At 56.0% G+C, this 14,884-nt stretch carries 15 protein-coding genes, 1 tRNA gene and 1 other RNA gene; 6 read left to right on the forward strand and 11 right to left on the reverse strand.

All coding sequences use genetic code 11. The features are described 5' to 3' along the window. Positions 1–5 precede the first annotated feature (5 nt). The 4 genes from JNK62_01135 to JNK62_01150 form a co-directional block, all read right to left on the reverse strand. Positions 6–587: a riboflavin synthase gene (locus JNK62_01135; GenBank protein ID MBL8158122.1), complete on the reverse strand. Its 582-nt coding sequence runs from the start codon at positions 585–587 to the stop codon at positions 6–8. Positions 588–589: 2 nt separating this feature from the next. Further along, positions 590–943: a riboflavin kinase gene (locus JNK62_01140; protein ID MBL8158123.1), complete on the reverse strand. Its 354-nt coding sequence runs from the start codon at positions 941–943 to the stop codon at positions 590–592. Between the two features lie 169 nt (positions 944–1,112). Continuing rightward, positions 1,113–1,189, reverse strand: a tRNA-Ile gene (locus tag JNK62_01145). Between the two features lie 35 nt (positions 1,190–1,224). Further along, complete coding sequence (locus JNK62_01150) at positions 1,225–2,364, reverse strand: NADP-dependent malic enzyme (GenBank protein ID MBL8158124.1); 1,140 nt, start codon at positions 2,362–2,364, stop codon at positions 1,225–1,227. Positions 2,365–2,459: 95 nt separating this feature from the next. Here JNK62_01150 and JNK62_01155 point away from each other — a divergent pair, with 95 nt between their 5' ends. Further along, positions 2,460–3,686: a hypothetical protein gene (locus JNK62_01155; protein ID MBL8158125.1), complete on the forward strand. Its 1,227-nt coding sequence runs from the start codon at positions 2,460–2,462 to the stop codon at positions 3,684–3,686. Positions 3,687–3,742: 56 nt separating this feature from the next. On the opposite strand, the gene ftsH is transcribed toward JNK62_01155, so the two are convergent. Beyond that, positions 3,743–5,671, reverse strand: a complete 1,929-nt coding sequence (ftsH, locus tag JNK62_01160) for an ATP-dependent zinc metalloprotease FtsH (protein ID MBL8158126.1) — start codon at positions 5,669–5,671, stop codon at positions 3,743–3,745. A 75-nt stretch (positions 5,672–5,746) separates the two neighbouring features. On the opposite strand from ftsH, the gene smpB reads away from it, so the two are divergent. From smpB to JNK62_01175, 3 genes are all read left to right on the forward strand, one after another. Continuing rightward, the gene (gene smpB / locus JNK62_01165; GenBank protein ID MBL8158127.1) at positions 5,747–6,190 is read left to right on the forward strand and encodes an SsrA-binding protein SmpB; all 444 of its coding nucleotides are present in this window, start codon (positions 5,747–5,749) and stop codon (positions 6,188–6,190) included. Positions 6,191–6,310: 120 nt separating this feature from the next. Next, positions 6,311–6,697: a transfer-messenger RNA gene (gene ssrA / locus JNK62_01170) on the forward strand. A gap of 239 nt (positions 6,698–6,936) precedes the next feature. Continuing rightward, a complete protein-coding gene (locus tag JNK62_01175; GenBank protein ID MBL8158128.1) occupies positions 6,937–8,262 on the forward strand; it encodes a trehalose synthase in 1,326 nt (441 codons plus the stop codon). On the opposite strand, the gene JNK62_01180 is transcribed toward JNK62_01175, so the two are convergent. The 5 genes from JNK62_01180 to JNK62_01200 form a co-directional block, all read right to left on the reverse strand. Continuing rightward, positions 8,216–9,520 (reverse strand): DNA polymerase IV, encoded by a 1,305-nt coding sequence (locus tag JNK62_01180; GenBank protein ID MBL8158129.1) that lies wholly within the window; start codon positions 9,518–9,520, stop codon positions 8,216–8,218. The two genes, JNK62_01175 and JNK62_01180, sit on opposite strands and share 47 nt — an antisense overlap. Before the next feature lie 126 nt (positions 9,521–9,646). Then, entirely contained in the window at positions 9,647–10,132 is a 486-nt protein-coding gene (locus JNK62_01185; protein MBL8158130.1) for a type II toxin-antitoxin system PemK/MazF family toxin, read from the reverse strand. 19 nt (positions 10,133–10,151) lie between these two features. Then, positions 10,152–10,772 (reverse strand): LexA family transcriptional regulator, encoded by a 621-nt coding sequence (locus JNK62_01190; GenBank protein MBL8158131.1) that lies wholly within the window; start codon positions 10,770–10,772, stop codon positions 10,152–10,154. A gap of 79 nt (positions 10,773–10,851) precedes the next feature. After that, a complete protein-coding gene (locus JNK62_01195; GenBank protein ID MBL8158132.1) occupies positions 10,852–11,145 on the reverse strand; it encodes a hypothetical protein in 294 nt (97 codons plus the stop codon). Between the two features lie 70 nt (positions 11,146–11,215). Next, positions 11,216–12,100 carry a hypothetical protein gene (locus JNK62_01200; GenBank protein MBL8158133.1) on the reverse strand — a complete coding sequence of 295 codons (885 nt, stop codon included), beginning with the start codon at positions 12,098–12,100 and terminating at the stop codon, positions 11,216–11,218. A 71-nt stretch (positions 12,101–12,171) separates the two neighbouring features. Here JNK62_01200 and JNK62_01205 point away from each other — a divergent pair, with 71 nt between their 5' ends. Continuing rightward, a complete protein-coding gene (locus JNK62_01205; GenBank protein ID MBL8158134.1) occupies positions 12,172–13,170 on the forward strand; it encodes a phosphotransferase in 999 nt (332 codons plus the stop codon). Positions 13,171–13,198: 28 nt separating this feature from the next. On the opposite strand, the gene JNK62_01210 is transcribed toward JNK62_01205, so the two are convergent. Then, positions 13,199–14,188: a phosphate acetyltransferase gene (locus JNK62_01210; protein MBL8158135.1), complete on the reverse strand. Its 990-nt coding sequence runs from the start codon at positions 14,186–14,188 to the stop codon at positions 13,199–13,201. 92 nt (positions 14,189–14,280) lie between these two features. On the opposite strand from JNK62_01210, the gene JNK62_01215 reads away from it, so the two are divergent. Further along, positions 14,281–14,862, forward strand: coding sequence for a GNAT family N-acetyltransferase (locus tag JNK62_01215; GenBank protein ID MBL8158136.1), 582 nt, complete (start codon positions 14,281–14,283; stop codon positions 14,860–14,862). Positions 14,863–14,884 lie beyond the last annotated feature (22 nt).

The following is a 14,884-nucleotide window of genomic DNA, read 5'->3' on the forward strand; positions in this document are numbered from 1 at the left end:
CCGTATCACCTTCCCTTCAGGGTCGCTAGATGACGAGCGATCAGATCTGTTTCGATATTCACACGGCTGCCTTTTTTGAGCGCGCCGAGTGTCGTGTGCAGGAGCGTATGTGGAATGAGGGCGACCGTGAATGAGTCCGCGGTACGCGCGGCCACGGTCAGGCTGACCCCGTTCACGGTAATCGAACCCTTCGGCGCCAGATATTTCATATGGATGCGCGGGATGCCGATGCGTATCTCTCGCGAAGTCCCGCGCACCTTGATTTCTTTCACAACACCGAGACAATCGACGTGACCTTGCACGAAGTGCCCGTCGAGCCGGTCCCCTATTTTGAGTGATCGCTCCAGGTTTACGATGCTACCCTGCGTAAAATCTGCCGCGGTCGATACGCGAAGTGTCTCGGGCATATACGTCGCGCTGAACGAGCCCTTCCCAATCCCTTCGACGGTCGTACAGATTCCATCAACTGAGATGCTCTGTCCGGGTATCAGCTTCCATCCATGCGGCTTCTCGATGCGGACCTGGAGGCTTTTCGCTTTCTCCACTGCACGGATGCGCGCCTTCGCCTCAATGATGCCCGTAAACATAGTTATGCGAAATACGCCATGATCGCATCGATGTCGGCCGCGATCGCCTTCTTGAGTTCCGCCTCGTCTTCAAATCGCTGGTCCTCGCGAATCTTCTTCTTCAATTCAATCGTCGCCTCGAGGCCATAGAGGTCATCTTCAAAATGCAGGAGATGCGCTTCAAGGAGCTTGCGGCGCGTGTCTGCATACGCAGCCGCGTGATACGGAGAACCTTTGATCGTCACGATGGCAGCATAGATTCCGGAAACCGTCTCGTCCTCGAGCGGGATATTCAGCGTCGGGAAACCGAGCGTCTTTCCGGTCCCATTGCCGTGCTGGATGATGCCTTTGAAGATCATGTGCACGCACTGTCTCATGTCGTCACGGATAATTCAATGAGTGTCAATATCGAGTCCCCAGGGATAATTTTGTCGCCGTCGCTCCAAAATTTCCCCGGGCCTGGCTCGCGGTCGCGCGTACTCGCGCGACATCGCTCCGCCTCGGACCAGTAAACAAAAACAGCGCTCAATGCGCTGTTTTTGATTCTGGTCCGCCCTCTTGGATTCGAACCAAGGACCGCAAAGGTATAAGCTTTGTGCTCTAACCAACTGAGCTAAGGGCGGATGCAAGCGATTATAGGCGCGCTTCCCTGTGGACGCTAGCGTATGACTTTCGCGACCGCCTTCGCGACTCGTTTGTCGAACATATCCGGCAATATCTTCCCTGCAGTCGGCTTCGGCGTGAGCGCCGCAATCGCCTTCGCGGCTTTCAGTTTCATTTCTTCGGTGATGCGCGTCACCTTATGGTCGATCGCACCGCGGAAGATTCCCGGAAAGACGAGCGAATTGTTGAGCTGATTCGGGAAATCACTGCGTCCGGTTGCAATAACTGCCGCTCCACCCTTCTTCGCTTCGTCCGGCATGATTTCAGGAATCGGATTCGCGAGCGCGAAGACGATCGCGCCCTTCTTCATGAGTTTGATATCTTTTGCTGTTGCGAGCCCAGGACCGGAAACACCGATGAGTACATCCGCACCGATGAGCGCATCCTGCAAGTTTCCGGCAAGATTCTCCGGATTCGTAAACCCCGCAAGCTCCATCTTCTGGCGAGAAAGATCTTCGCGATGCACGCCGATGAGACCCTTGCTATCGAGGATGAGGATGTGTTTTGCACCCGCAGCACGCAAGAGATACGTGACCGCCGCACCTGCGGCCCCTGCCCCGCTCACCACGATGCGTACATCTGACATCTTCTTCTTCACGACTTTCAGTGCATTGATGAGCCCCGCAAGGACGACGATCGCGGTCCCGTGCTGATCATCGTGCATGACCGGTACATTCAATCGCTCGATGATACGTCGTTCGATATCGAAACACTTCGGCGCGGCGATGTCTTCCAAGTTTATGCCGCCGAACGCCGGCGCGATGCGCACCACTGTTTCTACGATCTCATCCGGCTCCTGTGTGTCCAGAACGATCGGCACCGCATCGAGATCGGCGAAGGTCTTGAAAAGAGCAGCTTTCCCTTCCATGACCGGCAACGCGCCAAGTGCGCCGATATTACCCAAACCGAGAACCGCGGAGCCATCCGAGATAACAGCGACCGTCCGGCCTTTCATGGTGTACTCGCGGGCCTTCTCTTTATTCTTCGCAACGAAGGTAGAGACCGCTCCCACTCCCGGCGTATAGACGAGCGAGAGATCGATGCGGTTCTTGATGGGTTTTGCCGGCACAATACGAAGCTTGCCGCCTAATTTCTTGTGGAGCGCGAGGGCTTTCTTGGAGACGTCTTTTGCCATATCAGCGGGAGTATAGCACCCGGTCTCCAGCGCTTGCTATTCCCTCCCAGAAGTGGATACTGGGCTTTTAGTGTGCTCTTACAAAGGAGGAATTAATGGCACCTCGTAGAGCGACCGCACCTGCGGCTCGCACGAAGCCGAAACTGAGGCGTAACCACGAGCTTCTGCCGTGGTACGACCAGGAAGTGCTGCGCATGTGCGCAGAGTTCGGCGGAATCTTCAACGCACACGCACATCTTGACCGTGCGCATACGCTTGAAGATACGTACTTGCGACACATCGGCACCACGCCGCTTGAAGCAAGCAGCCTCCCCCTCTCGGTGAAGCAGAATCTCGTCGGTGACCTCCACAAAGGACCCGCCTATACGAGAGAGAATCTCACCAAACGGATGAGTTACGCGATCGACCTTCAGATCGCGTATGGCGTTACGCGGCTCGATACCAATATCGACGCAACGCCTGATCTTCCGGATGATGGCCTGCTCGCTATCAACGTCGCCCTTGAGCTGAAGAAGAAGTACGCAGCGCAAGGATTCGATCTTCGCATCGCGCCGACACCCATCTTCGGGTTCAAGCACGATGAAAACGATCGACTGAGCCGATGGGAGGTCTTCGCGAAGGCAGCCGAGAAGTGCGATTACCTCTCGTTGCTGCCGGAAAAGGACGACTACCCCAAAGGAAGCAATCCTGACGGGAAAGTCGGTTTCAAGCGACACATTCGCATGGGAATGGAGCTTGCCTGCAAGCTCGGCAAGGAGGTGCAGTTCCACCTCGACCAGATGAATGTTCCCGGCGAATGCGGCACCGAGCGATTGCTCGATGTCCTCGAAGTACTGGACATGCCGTTCGTCTCCGGCCAGAAATTGCCGGCACCGACGGTCTGGATCATTCACATGATCTCGCCGTCGGCATACGACGAACTGCGGTTCGCACGCCTCATTGACCGCCTCTTGGAATTCCATGTGGGCGTCATCGTCTGCCCCAGTGCCGCGCTCTCGATGCGTCAGCTTCGTTCTATCGAAGCCCCGACGCACAACTCGATCGCACGCGTTCTGGAGCTGGTGAAGCGCAGGGTCCCGATCCGACTTGGTACCGACAACATCGCAGATGTCTTCGTCCCGCAAGGCGACGGCGACATGCTTACCGAGATCAAGATAGGCGGCGTGGGCCTTCGGCTCAATCCTCCATCGATCTGGGCGAAGCTCGCGAGCGGCAAAGCGCCGAACAATGTCGATATCAACGGCGTCGGACGGATCCTCCACGAGGAACGCAAGGCCAACAGCAACGTCGGGCCTCCCGGCTGGAAACCAGCCGTCGAATAGTCGCAAAAAAGCCGCGGCGCACATGCGCCGCGGCTATTCTTTATTGGCTTTTTTTGTTAGACGAGCGGCGCGTGCTCGATGTCCTCCTTCTTCTTCGGCACGATGCCGTTGGCGATGAGAATCTTCTCGAATTCATCGCGCTCAAGGTTTTCTACTTCGACGAGCGCTGCGGCAATCGCATCGAGTGCCTTGCGATGCTTCTTGATGACGTCTTCCGCGCGCTTATACGCACCCATCACGATCTCCTTCACTTCATCGTCGATCTTCGCGGAGACATCCTGCGAGAGCTCGCCCGGTTCGATACCGGCACCGAAGAGCGTGCGGCCCGGCGCCATTTCAAGCGCCATCGGTCCCATCTTTTCGGACATGCCGTACTTCGTGACCATATCGCGCGCAAGCGCGGTCAAGACCTGCAAGTCGTTCGATGCACCGGTCGTGATGTCGCCATACACCTCCTTCTCGGCGATGTAACCGCCAAGGGAGACTGCGATGTCATCGAGGAACTCGAGCTTGGACTGCATGCGGCGATCTTCGAGCGGAAGCTTCAACGTGTACCCTGCTGCGCGACCGCGGGAGATGATCGAGACCTTGTGGACCGGATCTGCGTACTTGAGGATGGATGCGATGATCGCATGACCCGCCTCGTGATACGCCGTGATCTCCTTCTCCTTCTTGTTGAGGACATGCGAGCGGCGCTCAGGTCCGAGCATGACCTTCTCGATCGAACGGATGAGGTCGTACTGCGTGATTTCCGTGCGATCTTCGCGCGCCGCGAGGATGGCACCTTCGTTCATGAGATTCGCGAGATCAGCGCCTGAGAAACCAGGAGTTCGCTCGGAGATGACACCGAGGTTCACATCCGGACCCATCGGCTTCTGGCGTGCATGGACATTGAGGATCTCCTCGCGATCACGACGGTCCGGCAGATCGATGGTGACACGGCGGTCGAAGCGACCCGGGCGAAGAAGCGCAGGGTCGAGGACATCCGGTCGGTTGGAGGCAGCCATCACGATGACTTTCTCGTTCGGCTCGAAGCCATCCATCTCGACGAGGATCTGGTTGAGGGTCTGTTCGCGCTCATCGTTACCGCCACCGACGCCCGTACCGCGGATGCGGCCGACGGCATCGATTTCATCCATGAATACGATCGCGGGAGCTGCACGCTTTGCCTGTTGGAAGAGATCACGTACACGCGATGCGCCGACACCCACGAACATCTCGACGAATTCTGAACCGGAGATCGAGAAGAACGGGACACCCGCCTCGCCGGCAACTGCACGAGCGAGAAGCGTCTTACCGGTTCCCGGAGCACCCATGAGAAGCACACCCTTCGGGATACGCGCACCGATCTGGATGAACTTCTTCGGATTCTTCAAGAAATCGACGATCTCGGTGAGTTCGACTTTCGCTTCGCGTGCACCGGCGACGTCCTTGAACGTGACTTTCTGGCCATCATCTTCCGGCGAGACGAGGCGCGCCATCGAGCGACCGAAGGTGAATGCCTGCATGCCTGCGCCGCGCACCTGACGCGAGAGGTACCACATGATGCCGAGCAAGAGGAGGACCGGGATGAGAAGCGGGGCGAGCGTGAGCGCCCAGAAGCGGACACCACCCTGATCTTCCACCGTCACCTTCACGCTCGCGATCTCATCCGGCGTGAGGCCGTAGTTCGCGAGGGTCTCCGTAAACGACGCTTCGGTTTCCTTGCGGGATTCCTTTTCGGATTTGTCGTTGTAGGTCGCGGTGATGGTGTCCCCTGCTACCGTGAGTTCGGCAACGATGCCCGAGCGGACATCCGCAGCGATCTGCGAGAGCGGGACCTCTTCGGTCTCCGTCATGAAATATTCGCGCACCGCACTGTAACCAGCGGAGAGCACGAGGAAGATCGCAAACGCGATCGCGAGCTGGGTCCAGATGTTCGGACCCTGCGGCAGGACGACTGGCTTCTTGCCTTTCTTCGGCTTCTCGGAGTTCTCTTCGGCCATGATTGGCGCATTATACATATATGGGCACTGAACGGAAGATGAAGCCAGCGGCACCATGAATGCTATAGTCTCCCCATGTCTCTCATCCGGAACGACAAAGTCGGATTCGATTACACCATCCTTGAGGAGATCGAGGCAGGTTTGGAATTACTCGGCCTTGAGGTGAAATCCCTGCGTGCCGGACAAGGTTCTCTTAAAGGAGCACGCGTCGTCGCCCGCGGCGGTGAGGCATACTTGGTAGGAGCAACGATCCCCGCTTGGCAGGTGCTCAACGCTCCGAAGACCTACGACGCCCTGCGGACCCGCAAACTCCTCCTCTCAAAGAAACAAATTGCCCATATTTCAAGCGCCGAAGGACAGGATGGCTTGACAGTAGTGCCTCTTGCGGTGTATAATAAAGGAAGGAGATTGAAGCTCGGTATCGCCATCGCCCGCGGTAAGAAGAAGGCTGACAAACGTCAGACTATCAAGGAACGCGACACGAAACGGCAGATCGAGAGGACATTGAAAACTAAATAGCGACTGATTCCCTTTCAGTCCTTCCCCATGAGATATTGGTCATTTTGCAGAGTACGACAGTTACAGAAAATTCCTGACACGAAAGAACTCGGTAGCAGAACAGTAATTCGATATCTCACGGGGGATGATTGGCTTCGACAGGGAGATCGATGCATATACATGCATGGCGGAAGTGGGTATCTTCCCAAAAACACCCAAACTCTAAGTGCAAACAAAACTGCACGGGGGGTTCTCTCGCCTATTCAGGTGAAGGACCTCGGCTTTGCTTTCGCGTAAGCCAAGGCAACCGTTCGTTCAGAGGTCTCCAATACTCTGATGCGAGCGTCATATCATTGGATACGGCTTCCCTATCACACCGTAGGTTAGTCTAAAGAAAGAGTGTCCGACGCGAAGCGATCTTGTGCGTTCCATACTCTCCGCGTTCAAAACCTTTGAACGCCCTACGCCTTGTAGATGTGTGTATGCGTTTCTCTTTGCACCGCGGTTCGATTCCGCGCATCTCCACAGCCAATGCAAGCCGCCTTCCAGGCGGCTTTTGCATTTGCATTGCGACGGTGGAGATGAAGAAAGCGCCTGCGCGCTTTCTGCGGGGGTCTCGAAAGGCGGAGCGCTGTTCCGACAGCAGGCGGAACCGCGAGCCGGGGTCGCGGAAATTCAAAGGCGACGGCGTTTGAATTATCTGTGACCGATTCCGCCGCCGATATTCCTTCATGCAACCTTATGTGTTTTGATACGTCCACTGAGATATGCCGAAGCGATACTGGTGGAAGGATGCGAAGATATACGAGCTCTACGTCGATCGCTTCGCGGGGAATTTCCAGAACCTGACGGCACAATTGGATTACCTGGAGCGTCTTGGCATCAACGCACTCCACATCCTCCCCCACTACCCGTCGCCCATGGCCGATGGCGGCTATGACGTGATGGAATATCTCAACGTCCGGCCGGAACTCGGCACGATCGAGGATTTCGATACCTTCCTCAAAGAAGCGCACCGCCGCGATATCAAAGTCATCATCGACTTCGTCCTCAATCACGTCTCAGAACATCATCCTTGGTTCTTGGAGGCGCGATCATCGAAAGACAACAACAAGCGCGATTACTTTTTATGGAGCGAGAGCGGACACGAACTCGCCCTCGGTTGGAATGCCTTCCCCGACATCAAGCCTGGCAATTGGATATTCAACGAAGAGACGCAGGACTACTACTATGCGACCTTCTATCCGCAGCAGCCGGATCTGAATTGGGACAATCCGGAAGTCTTCGCAAGCATGATGCAGAACATGGATTTCTGGGCCGGCCGCGGCGTGGACGGCTTCCGCTTGGACGCAGCGGTGACGCTCATCAAACGAGACGGCACGCTCTCGAAAGGATTGCCGGAAACGCACCAGCTCATCAAACGCATCCGCAAACACTTGGACACGAAATTCGGCGGCGAGATCGTCCTTCTTGCTGAAGCGCATCAGCACGTCAAAGAGATGAAGACGTATTTCGGGGACGGCGACGAATGCCATCTCGTGTACCATTTCTCACTCACCGAGCAGCTCTTCCTCGCTCTTATGCGCAATGATCGCACCGAACTCGATGCGATGCTTGAGGAATCACGCGACATCCCGGAGAACTGCCAGTGGGCGATCTTTCTGCGCAATCACGACGAACTCTCGCTCGCGACACTCGCCCCTGAAGTACGCACCGAGCTCATCACCTATCTTGATCCGAAGAGCGAATATCTTTTCAATGGCGGCGCAGCGACCGCCAAGAGGTTGGGCAGCATGTTCGACGAAGCGAAGCTGCGCGAAGCGATTTCTCTCCTCTACTCGCTTCCGGGGGCGCCTATCATGTACTACGGCGACGAGATCGGCATGCAGAATCTTCCACGTACGGAAGGCGTGATCGACAGCCGCGTGTACGTCCGCGGTGAATTCGATTGGCTTGAGGCCGGGCTGCAGCGCAGTGATCCTGATTCCCTCTACAACTTCACGAAGGGTGTCATCCGTAAATCACTCTGGCCATATAAGCGGGATTTCAATTCACCTCCCCCAGAAGAGGGATCGCCAAGCGACGACGAGTAGTCTCACCTTTGAAGAGTTGCCGCGTCCGCTCCGGCATGTCTCCTCGCTCGCCAAGATGCGCGCCGAATTTCATCGCCTGGAAACTCGAACCGAGGAAGACTGCGTGTTTACCGTATCGTTCCGATATCGCATCCACGCTCTCGAACACCATCTTCAATCCTTGGGATTCTTCCACTTTGCCGAAAAGATCGAGCTGAAGACTGTCCGCGGGGCGCAGCTGCGCGAGGGTCACGCCGCTCGCACGATACAGCTTCCCGTTCTCGAAAACCTGCGGGAAGAATTTAGCGACCTCGCGCAGGACATCCTGCGGGACATTCGTGGGGTGCGGGAGCTTCACTTCGATACCGTGGTATCTGAAATCCTGTGTCTTGAGAAAGAAGAACACGCGATCACTCGCGAGATTCCATCGGCGCGCCTTGATGCACGCATTCTCGACATTTTTGGAGAGCTGACTGAAGATAAACTTCGCATCGCGCAATGGTGGCGTGAAGGTCTTGGTCTTCTGGATGCTCTGGTAGCTGGTCTTCTTTTCCGTCGTGAGTGGATAGATGGCTTCGCCATTGAGCTCCCGCCAGATCTCCTGCACCGGCTTCGAAACTTTCGCACGCACCCATGGTTCGTTCTTGCGCGCAAAATCGAGCGCGCTCTGAATACCGAACTTATTGAGATACGCCGCAGTGTTTGGCCCGATCCCCCATACATTCCCTACCGGCAGCTTTCCGAGAAATTTTGATGCGTCGCTGAGCGGTATCGAGGTGAGACCATCAGGCTTCTTCCATTTCGAACCGACCTTCGCCAGGACTTTCGTCGCCGAGAGACCCACACTGAACGTGATGCCGAGCTTCACCTGCAGCTCCTGCTTAATGGAATGCGCCATGTCGTGGTAGTTCATCCGATTCACGCGGCGCATACCGGTGAGGTCCGCGAAGCATTCATCAATGGAATACTCCTCGACGGCAGGCGTGTAGCGACGCACGATCTCGTACATACGCTCTGAATATAGACTGTAGGTCTCGTAATCCGACGGCAGCACGATCGCATCTGGGCACGCTTCAAGAGCTTCGCTTAATTTGACCCCGCGCTTCACGCCGCGACGCTTCGCCTCGTAGGTGCACGCAGAGACGATGCCGCGCTCTTTGCCGGTGATGACCGGCTTACCGCGCAGCTTTGGATTCTTTGCCACTTCGACTGCAGCAAAGAAAGAGTCACCATCCACGTGCAGGATGGCTCTGGGATACGAGTATGACTTACCCCACATAGGCCATGTACGTCCGGACTGTCACGGATAATTTTCTGCTGAAAATTTCCGCAACCCCGCCTCGACACCTAAAGTGTCTCCGGCCTTGCGAAGCTCCATGTATTCGCTTCTCACCCCAGACCATAGCTACCTGAACTTAAGCGTGTAGGCTGGCTTGAATGCAGGAAGTGGTGCGTACCGCGAAGTGCGTGGTAGCGGCGTCCGCATGCGTGATGGCCGGATCTGTTTCGCAGGCTTTACCGGATTCGTCTCGGCAAGAAATTCCATGACCGCGAGATTCACCGTAGCGAATTGCCGATCACTGATGCGACCGAGACGACGGATAAGCTGGTCCTTCCGCAGCATGCGCATCTGCGAAAGGGTTCCGGTGCGGTTCGCACCCTTGAGTGACGTAAGAAAATAAAACGGGGTTTCCTTACCGCTCGCACGCGACGTAAGCGGCAATCCCCAGAACGTATCGGTACCGAGCGTACGGAACACCAAGACCGGCCTCTCAGCTGCAGCGTCGGTTGCCGAAGGCACCGAACACCACCAGATATCCTGCGCACGATATTTCACTTCTCGTACGCGCGCTGTCTTCTTCGAAAAAATGTGGGAAAGCTGTTTAAACATATGCTGGTTGGTTCCGCTACTAATACTTCCGTACGACGCCCGTGACTACTGCTTCGACTTTGAACGATTCTGTCGGATAAATGTTGCTGAACTTCTCATTCGCCGGCTCCAGATAATGATTCCCCTTCTTGTCCTGTCTCAGGTATTTCATGGTGTACTCGCCGTCGACCATCGCGATCACGATCTGCCCGACCTTGTACGTGTTGCGACGCTCGACGACTACCATGTCTCCCGGACGGATCCCCGCATCGATCATGGATTCGCCTTTTACTTTCAAGATGTAACTCGATTCCTTATTCGGCGTCAGGAACTCGTCGAAATCCATCGTATCGAGCAGCTCCTCCTCCGCTGCCGACGGAAAGCCCGCTTCGACTAAGCCAAGGAGAGGGACACCTCCTCCGAAATTTCCGGGAGAAAGACGGCCCTGTCGGTCTTTGACGACCACACCCTCGTCGACAAGTTTTTCGATGAGCTTGAACACAGCGTTCTTGGATCTAAAACCCGTGAAGACCATGATCTCCTTGTAGCCCGGGAAACGCCCATGCTTCTCATAAAACGCGACCAACTTCTGTTTATAGTGCTCATACGTCATACATGTTTTCCCTAGTAATTCCTTATGGAGTTCAGTGTAGTGAACCATGGTTCACCAGTCAAATATTTTGCTGTGGATAAACGAAAAAGGCGGCTTGCGGCCGCCTTTTTCCGAGAGGAATGCTGGGTTACTGCGTCGGTGTCGGAGTGTTCGTAGTGCCCCCCGATGGCTGCGTTCCCTGCTGGGCGCCCGCGCCTGCTCCGGCGCCCTGGATTCCTTGCTGGACGCCTTCCGGAAGCTGGACGTTCACATCGATAGCTCCTGGTGTCGATGCGTTGCCAGTAGAAGTACGGGTCATGCCCGGCCACACGAAGAGGCCGAAGAGAACGACGCCGAGAAGTACGATGACCGCGACAGCCCAACCGGCCGCGCTGGAATCGTTACGCTCATATGCACTCGGGGTGATGACGGTGTCTGCCATAGATATTGCAGTTATATTCGCTTGCTAATACCTAGCAGAATAGCGAGGGGGCGTGAAGCGAGGGTGAATCTCACGCGCGTACGATACGTATGTACGAACGGTCGTCGATGTTCTCAGGCATGACGCCACGGGTCGAGAGCATGTCGCCGATTGCGAGCTTGTCGCGATCCCTGATCTCTTTCAAGGCCGCTTCAGTCTCTGCGAGACTCGGTTTCAGGGATTGCGGCGGATAACCATCTGTAGCAAGGATGATCGATGATGCCCCTTTGGGCACTTCGATATACTCGACGAGATCTTCAGGCACATCATGACCGTTCATGACGGGATATCGGTATGTATCGAAAATCGTATCGTTGCCGGAGAGCGGCGCGTTCGCGAGACGTGGTTGGATATCTTTCGTAAGCGCGCGCATGCGAGGACGCGTAGGATCATTGGCAAGTAACGCATCCACATCAGCTCCCTGTTCGATCTCTTCACGCAGGCGACGTGCACGATCTTTTGATTTCAGACGATCGATCGCAAGACCAGGATTATCCCCCACACCATCAATGAGGTACGAACAATCCGCAACGCGGATGATCATCCCGTTCTCCCCAAAATTCGGGAAGAACGCCGCGAAGACGAAGCTTGGCGTCGTAGTGAGTGTGTACGGCCCCAACGCTTCGCGTAGACGACGCGAAACGAACGGAACTACTTCCTTTGGATCAGAGAGCTTCGCCGCATCCTTCAGAGCTTCCATACCTACTTGCACGGCGAATTGTCCCGGCGTGAGGCCTTCGATCTTCTCTGTCGAATCTCCGGATGAGACGCCGTCGAGGGCCGCGATGCATTCAGGATCGGTCAGCGTGCCATCTTCAGACGGACGACGCGCTTCATCTCGTGCGATATTCACTCGCTCGGCGATCCGCCATGCCTGAGGCGTCTCACGCCCTTCACGTCGCCGGATGCGTTCCATTGCCGAAGCGTACTATGCGAGATGCTCACTCTCAAGAAGCGGGCGGTTCGTAATGAGGTATAGTGTGCCGCATGCAGCCAGACCTCAGCGTGATTGCCGCCGCATTCCCCATCGGCACTATCCGTTCAATCGAACCTCTCGGCAATGGACGCATACACGCGACCTATCTCGTACGGAGCGATATGGGAGAATACGTCCTTCAGAAGATTGGAGTTCTCTTCGTTCCAGCACTGCCTGACATCGAAGCCGTCACCGCACACATCGCCGCAAAAGGGCTCCTGACGAGCCGAGTGGTCCGGACGGAGGACGGCGCACTGTCCCGACAGGACGGTGATAGTGCATGGCGCCTCATGACATTCATCCCTGGTATGACGATCGAGACAGAACCGACGCCCGCACAGGCGGCGAACGGTGCAGCATTCATCGCACAGTTCCATACCGCACTCGCCGACTATACCCAGCCCTTCGCTTACCGCATCCCGCACTATCGCGACACTGGCTATGCTCTTGGACATCTGCACGAACTCGACCGCAGAAATACGGGATCATCCAAATATGAGAAATGCCACCCGCTTGCCGAGGAGATCGAGCATCGGCGAACCCTCCTCTCTCCCGCAATGTCCGCACTCCCTCTGCATACACTTCATGGTGACCTCAAGCTCAACAACCTCCGATTCGACACGGAAGGCGTGGAAGCGATCGCGCTCCTCGATCTGGATACGCTCGGCAGCTATCCTCTGCCGCTCGAGCTCGGAGACATGCTTCGGAGCTGGTGTAAGCGCGGAACAGGAATCGACACGGAAACATGGAAGACTCTTATGAAGACATATCGCGAACATGCCGCATTCATGCACGATGACGAATGGAGACTCATCCCCGACGGATTCTTCGAGATAACGCTTTCGCTCGCTGCGCGCTACTGCGCAGATGCGTATGAAGAAACATGGTTCAAGCACAACCCAGAGTACCCTTCTCTGTTCGAACAGAATGTCGCGAGCACCGAGCGATGCCTCGCGCTTCTTGATGATTTCACCACGAAGCTGCCCGAACTGCGTCAACTGCACGATTAAAAAACAAGCGCCCGATCATGGGCGCTTGTCAGGTCTGATTCTTTTTTGCACGAATCACAGCGATCAGGGCACTGCGAAAGATGTCGTCGCTCGATGCGCCACGCGAGAGGTCGTGCACCGGACTCTTGAACCCGTGAACGATAGGTCCGAGCGCCTGCGCACCAGGCACGAGACGCTCGACGAGCTTGTACGCGATGTTCGCAGCATCAAGCGATGGGAAGATAAGCACGTTCGCTGTTCCGGCAACCGCGCTTCCTGGCACCTTACGTTCAGCGACCGAGGCAACGAGTGCCGCATCTCCTTGCAATTCGTGTTCGGCAAGCAAGATATCAGGACGTCGTTTCTGAACGAGACCGATCGCGTCGCGCACGCGCGCAACCGATTCGCTCGTTCCCCCTGAACCCTTCGTGCTGAACGAGAGAAATGCGAGACGCGGCTCGTCGCCGACGATGAACGTTCGCGCATCGGCGGCGGCAATCGCGATATCCGCAAGCTGCTCCGAGGTTGGTGTCTCCACGACGCCACAATCAGCGAACGTGATGACTTCTTCGAAACCGCCACGAAACGGTGGCACAAGCATGTAGAAGGAACTTGAGATCGTCTTGATCCCCTCTTCCTTCTCGACAAGCCAGAGACCTGCGCGGAGCACATCGGACGTAGTGCGTACCGCACCCGCCACAAGTGCATCTGCTTCACCAATGCGAAGCAGATACATCCCATAGATCAAAGGATCGCGAGAGAGACGTTTCGCCTCATCCTCGGTCATGCCTTTGTGTCCGCGCAGTTCGACGAGCAGCTTTGCGAGCTCGTCTGCCTTCGCGCCATCGATAGCGACATGCGTCAGCCCTTCGGCCGCTTCGCCTTCCGCATTGACCATGATGGGGTCGCCAAGACCTTCTCTTTTGAGTCTCTGCGCAGCATCCATGACCCGCCGATCGCCCGATTCCGGGAACAGGACCCGTACCTGTCCCGAGAGATTGCGTACGCGCGCTTCCAATTGTTCCAAGAATGTTGTCATATTTTCCATCCTACTATGAACTATTTCCTGGGGGATGGTATCACGACCCTCTTCTCTTCGCATTCAGACGAACATCGGTATGATAGGTCCATATGCCTGAACGCATTCCGCCGCCGATTTTCACCGCCATTACCGTCGGCGAGATGACCGGAAAGACCGGGGAGATCTTCGACGTTGTCATCGGACTCGACGAAGAGCGCGTCTCCCAACTCAAGAAATATTCGCTCGATATGAGCGATACTGACCTTCAAGAAAACACCTCGGATTATGCGCGCTTCGGCGAAGGTTCGTATGAAGAGTGGTATGCGAAAGGCCGCACTCCGTTTGCACTCATCCACAAAGCAACAGGCATTCTTGCGGCGCTCATCTGGCTCGGACCGGAACCACTCGGAACAAAATCAATAAAGTACGGTGACACTACAAAGAAGGATGCTCCTCTCGGCGATTGGCACACGATCGCGTTCCGTGCGTACAACCCCTATCGCGGCCAAGGACTCATGAAAAACTTCGCACTTCAGGCGATTGAGATCTATACGAAGTATTTCCCCTCAGCGCGCATCTGGGCAGGCATCAATGCGAAGAACGCGGCGAGCATCGCGCTTTCTGAGAAAATCGGATTGCATACAGAAGAGTCCGTCTCGGATGGGAACTGGACAGCGATGGTTTCCAGCTAGTCTCCCCAGTACGTCTTCATAC

This window comes from bacterium (assembly GCA_016789445.1).
Taxonomy (GTDB): Bacteria; Patescibacteriota; Minisyncoccia; order Phycocordibacterales; family UBA2100; genus UBA10103.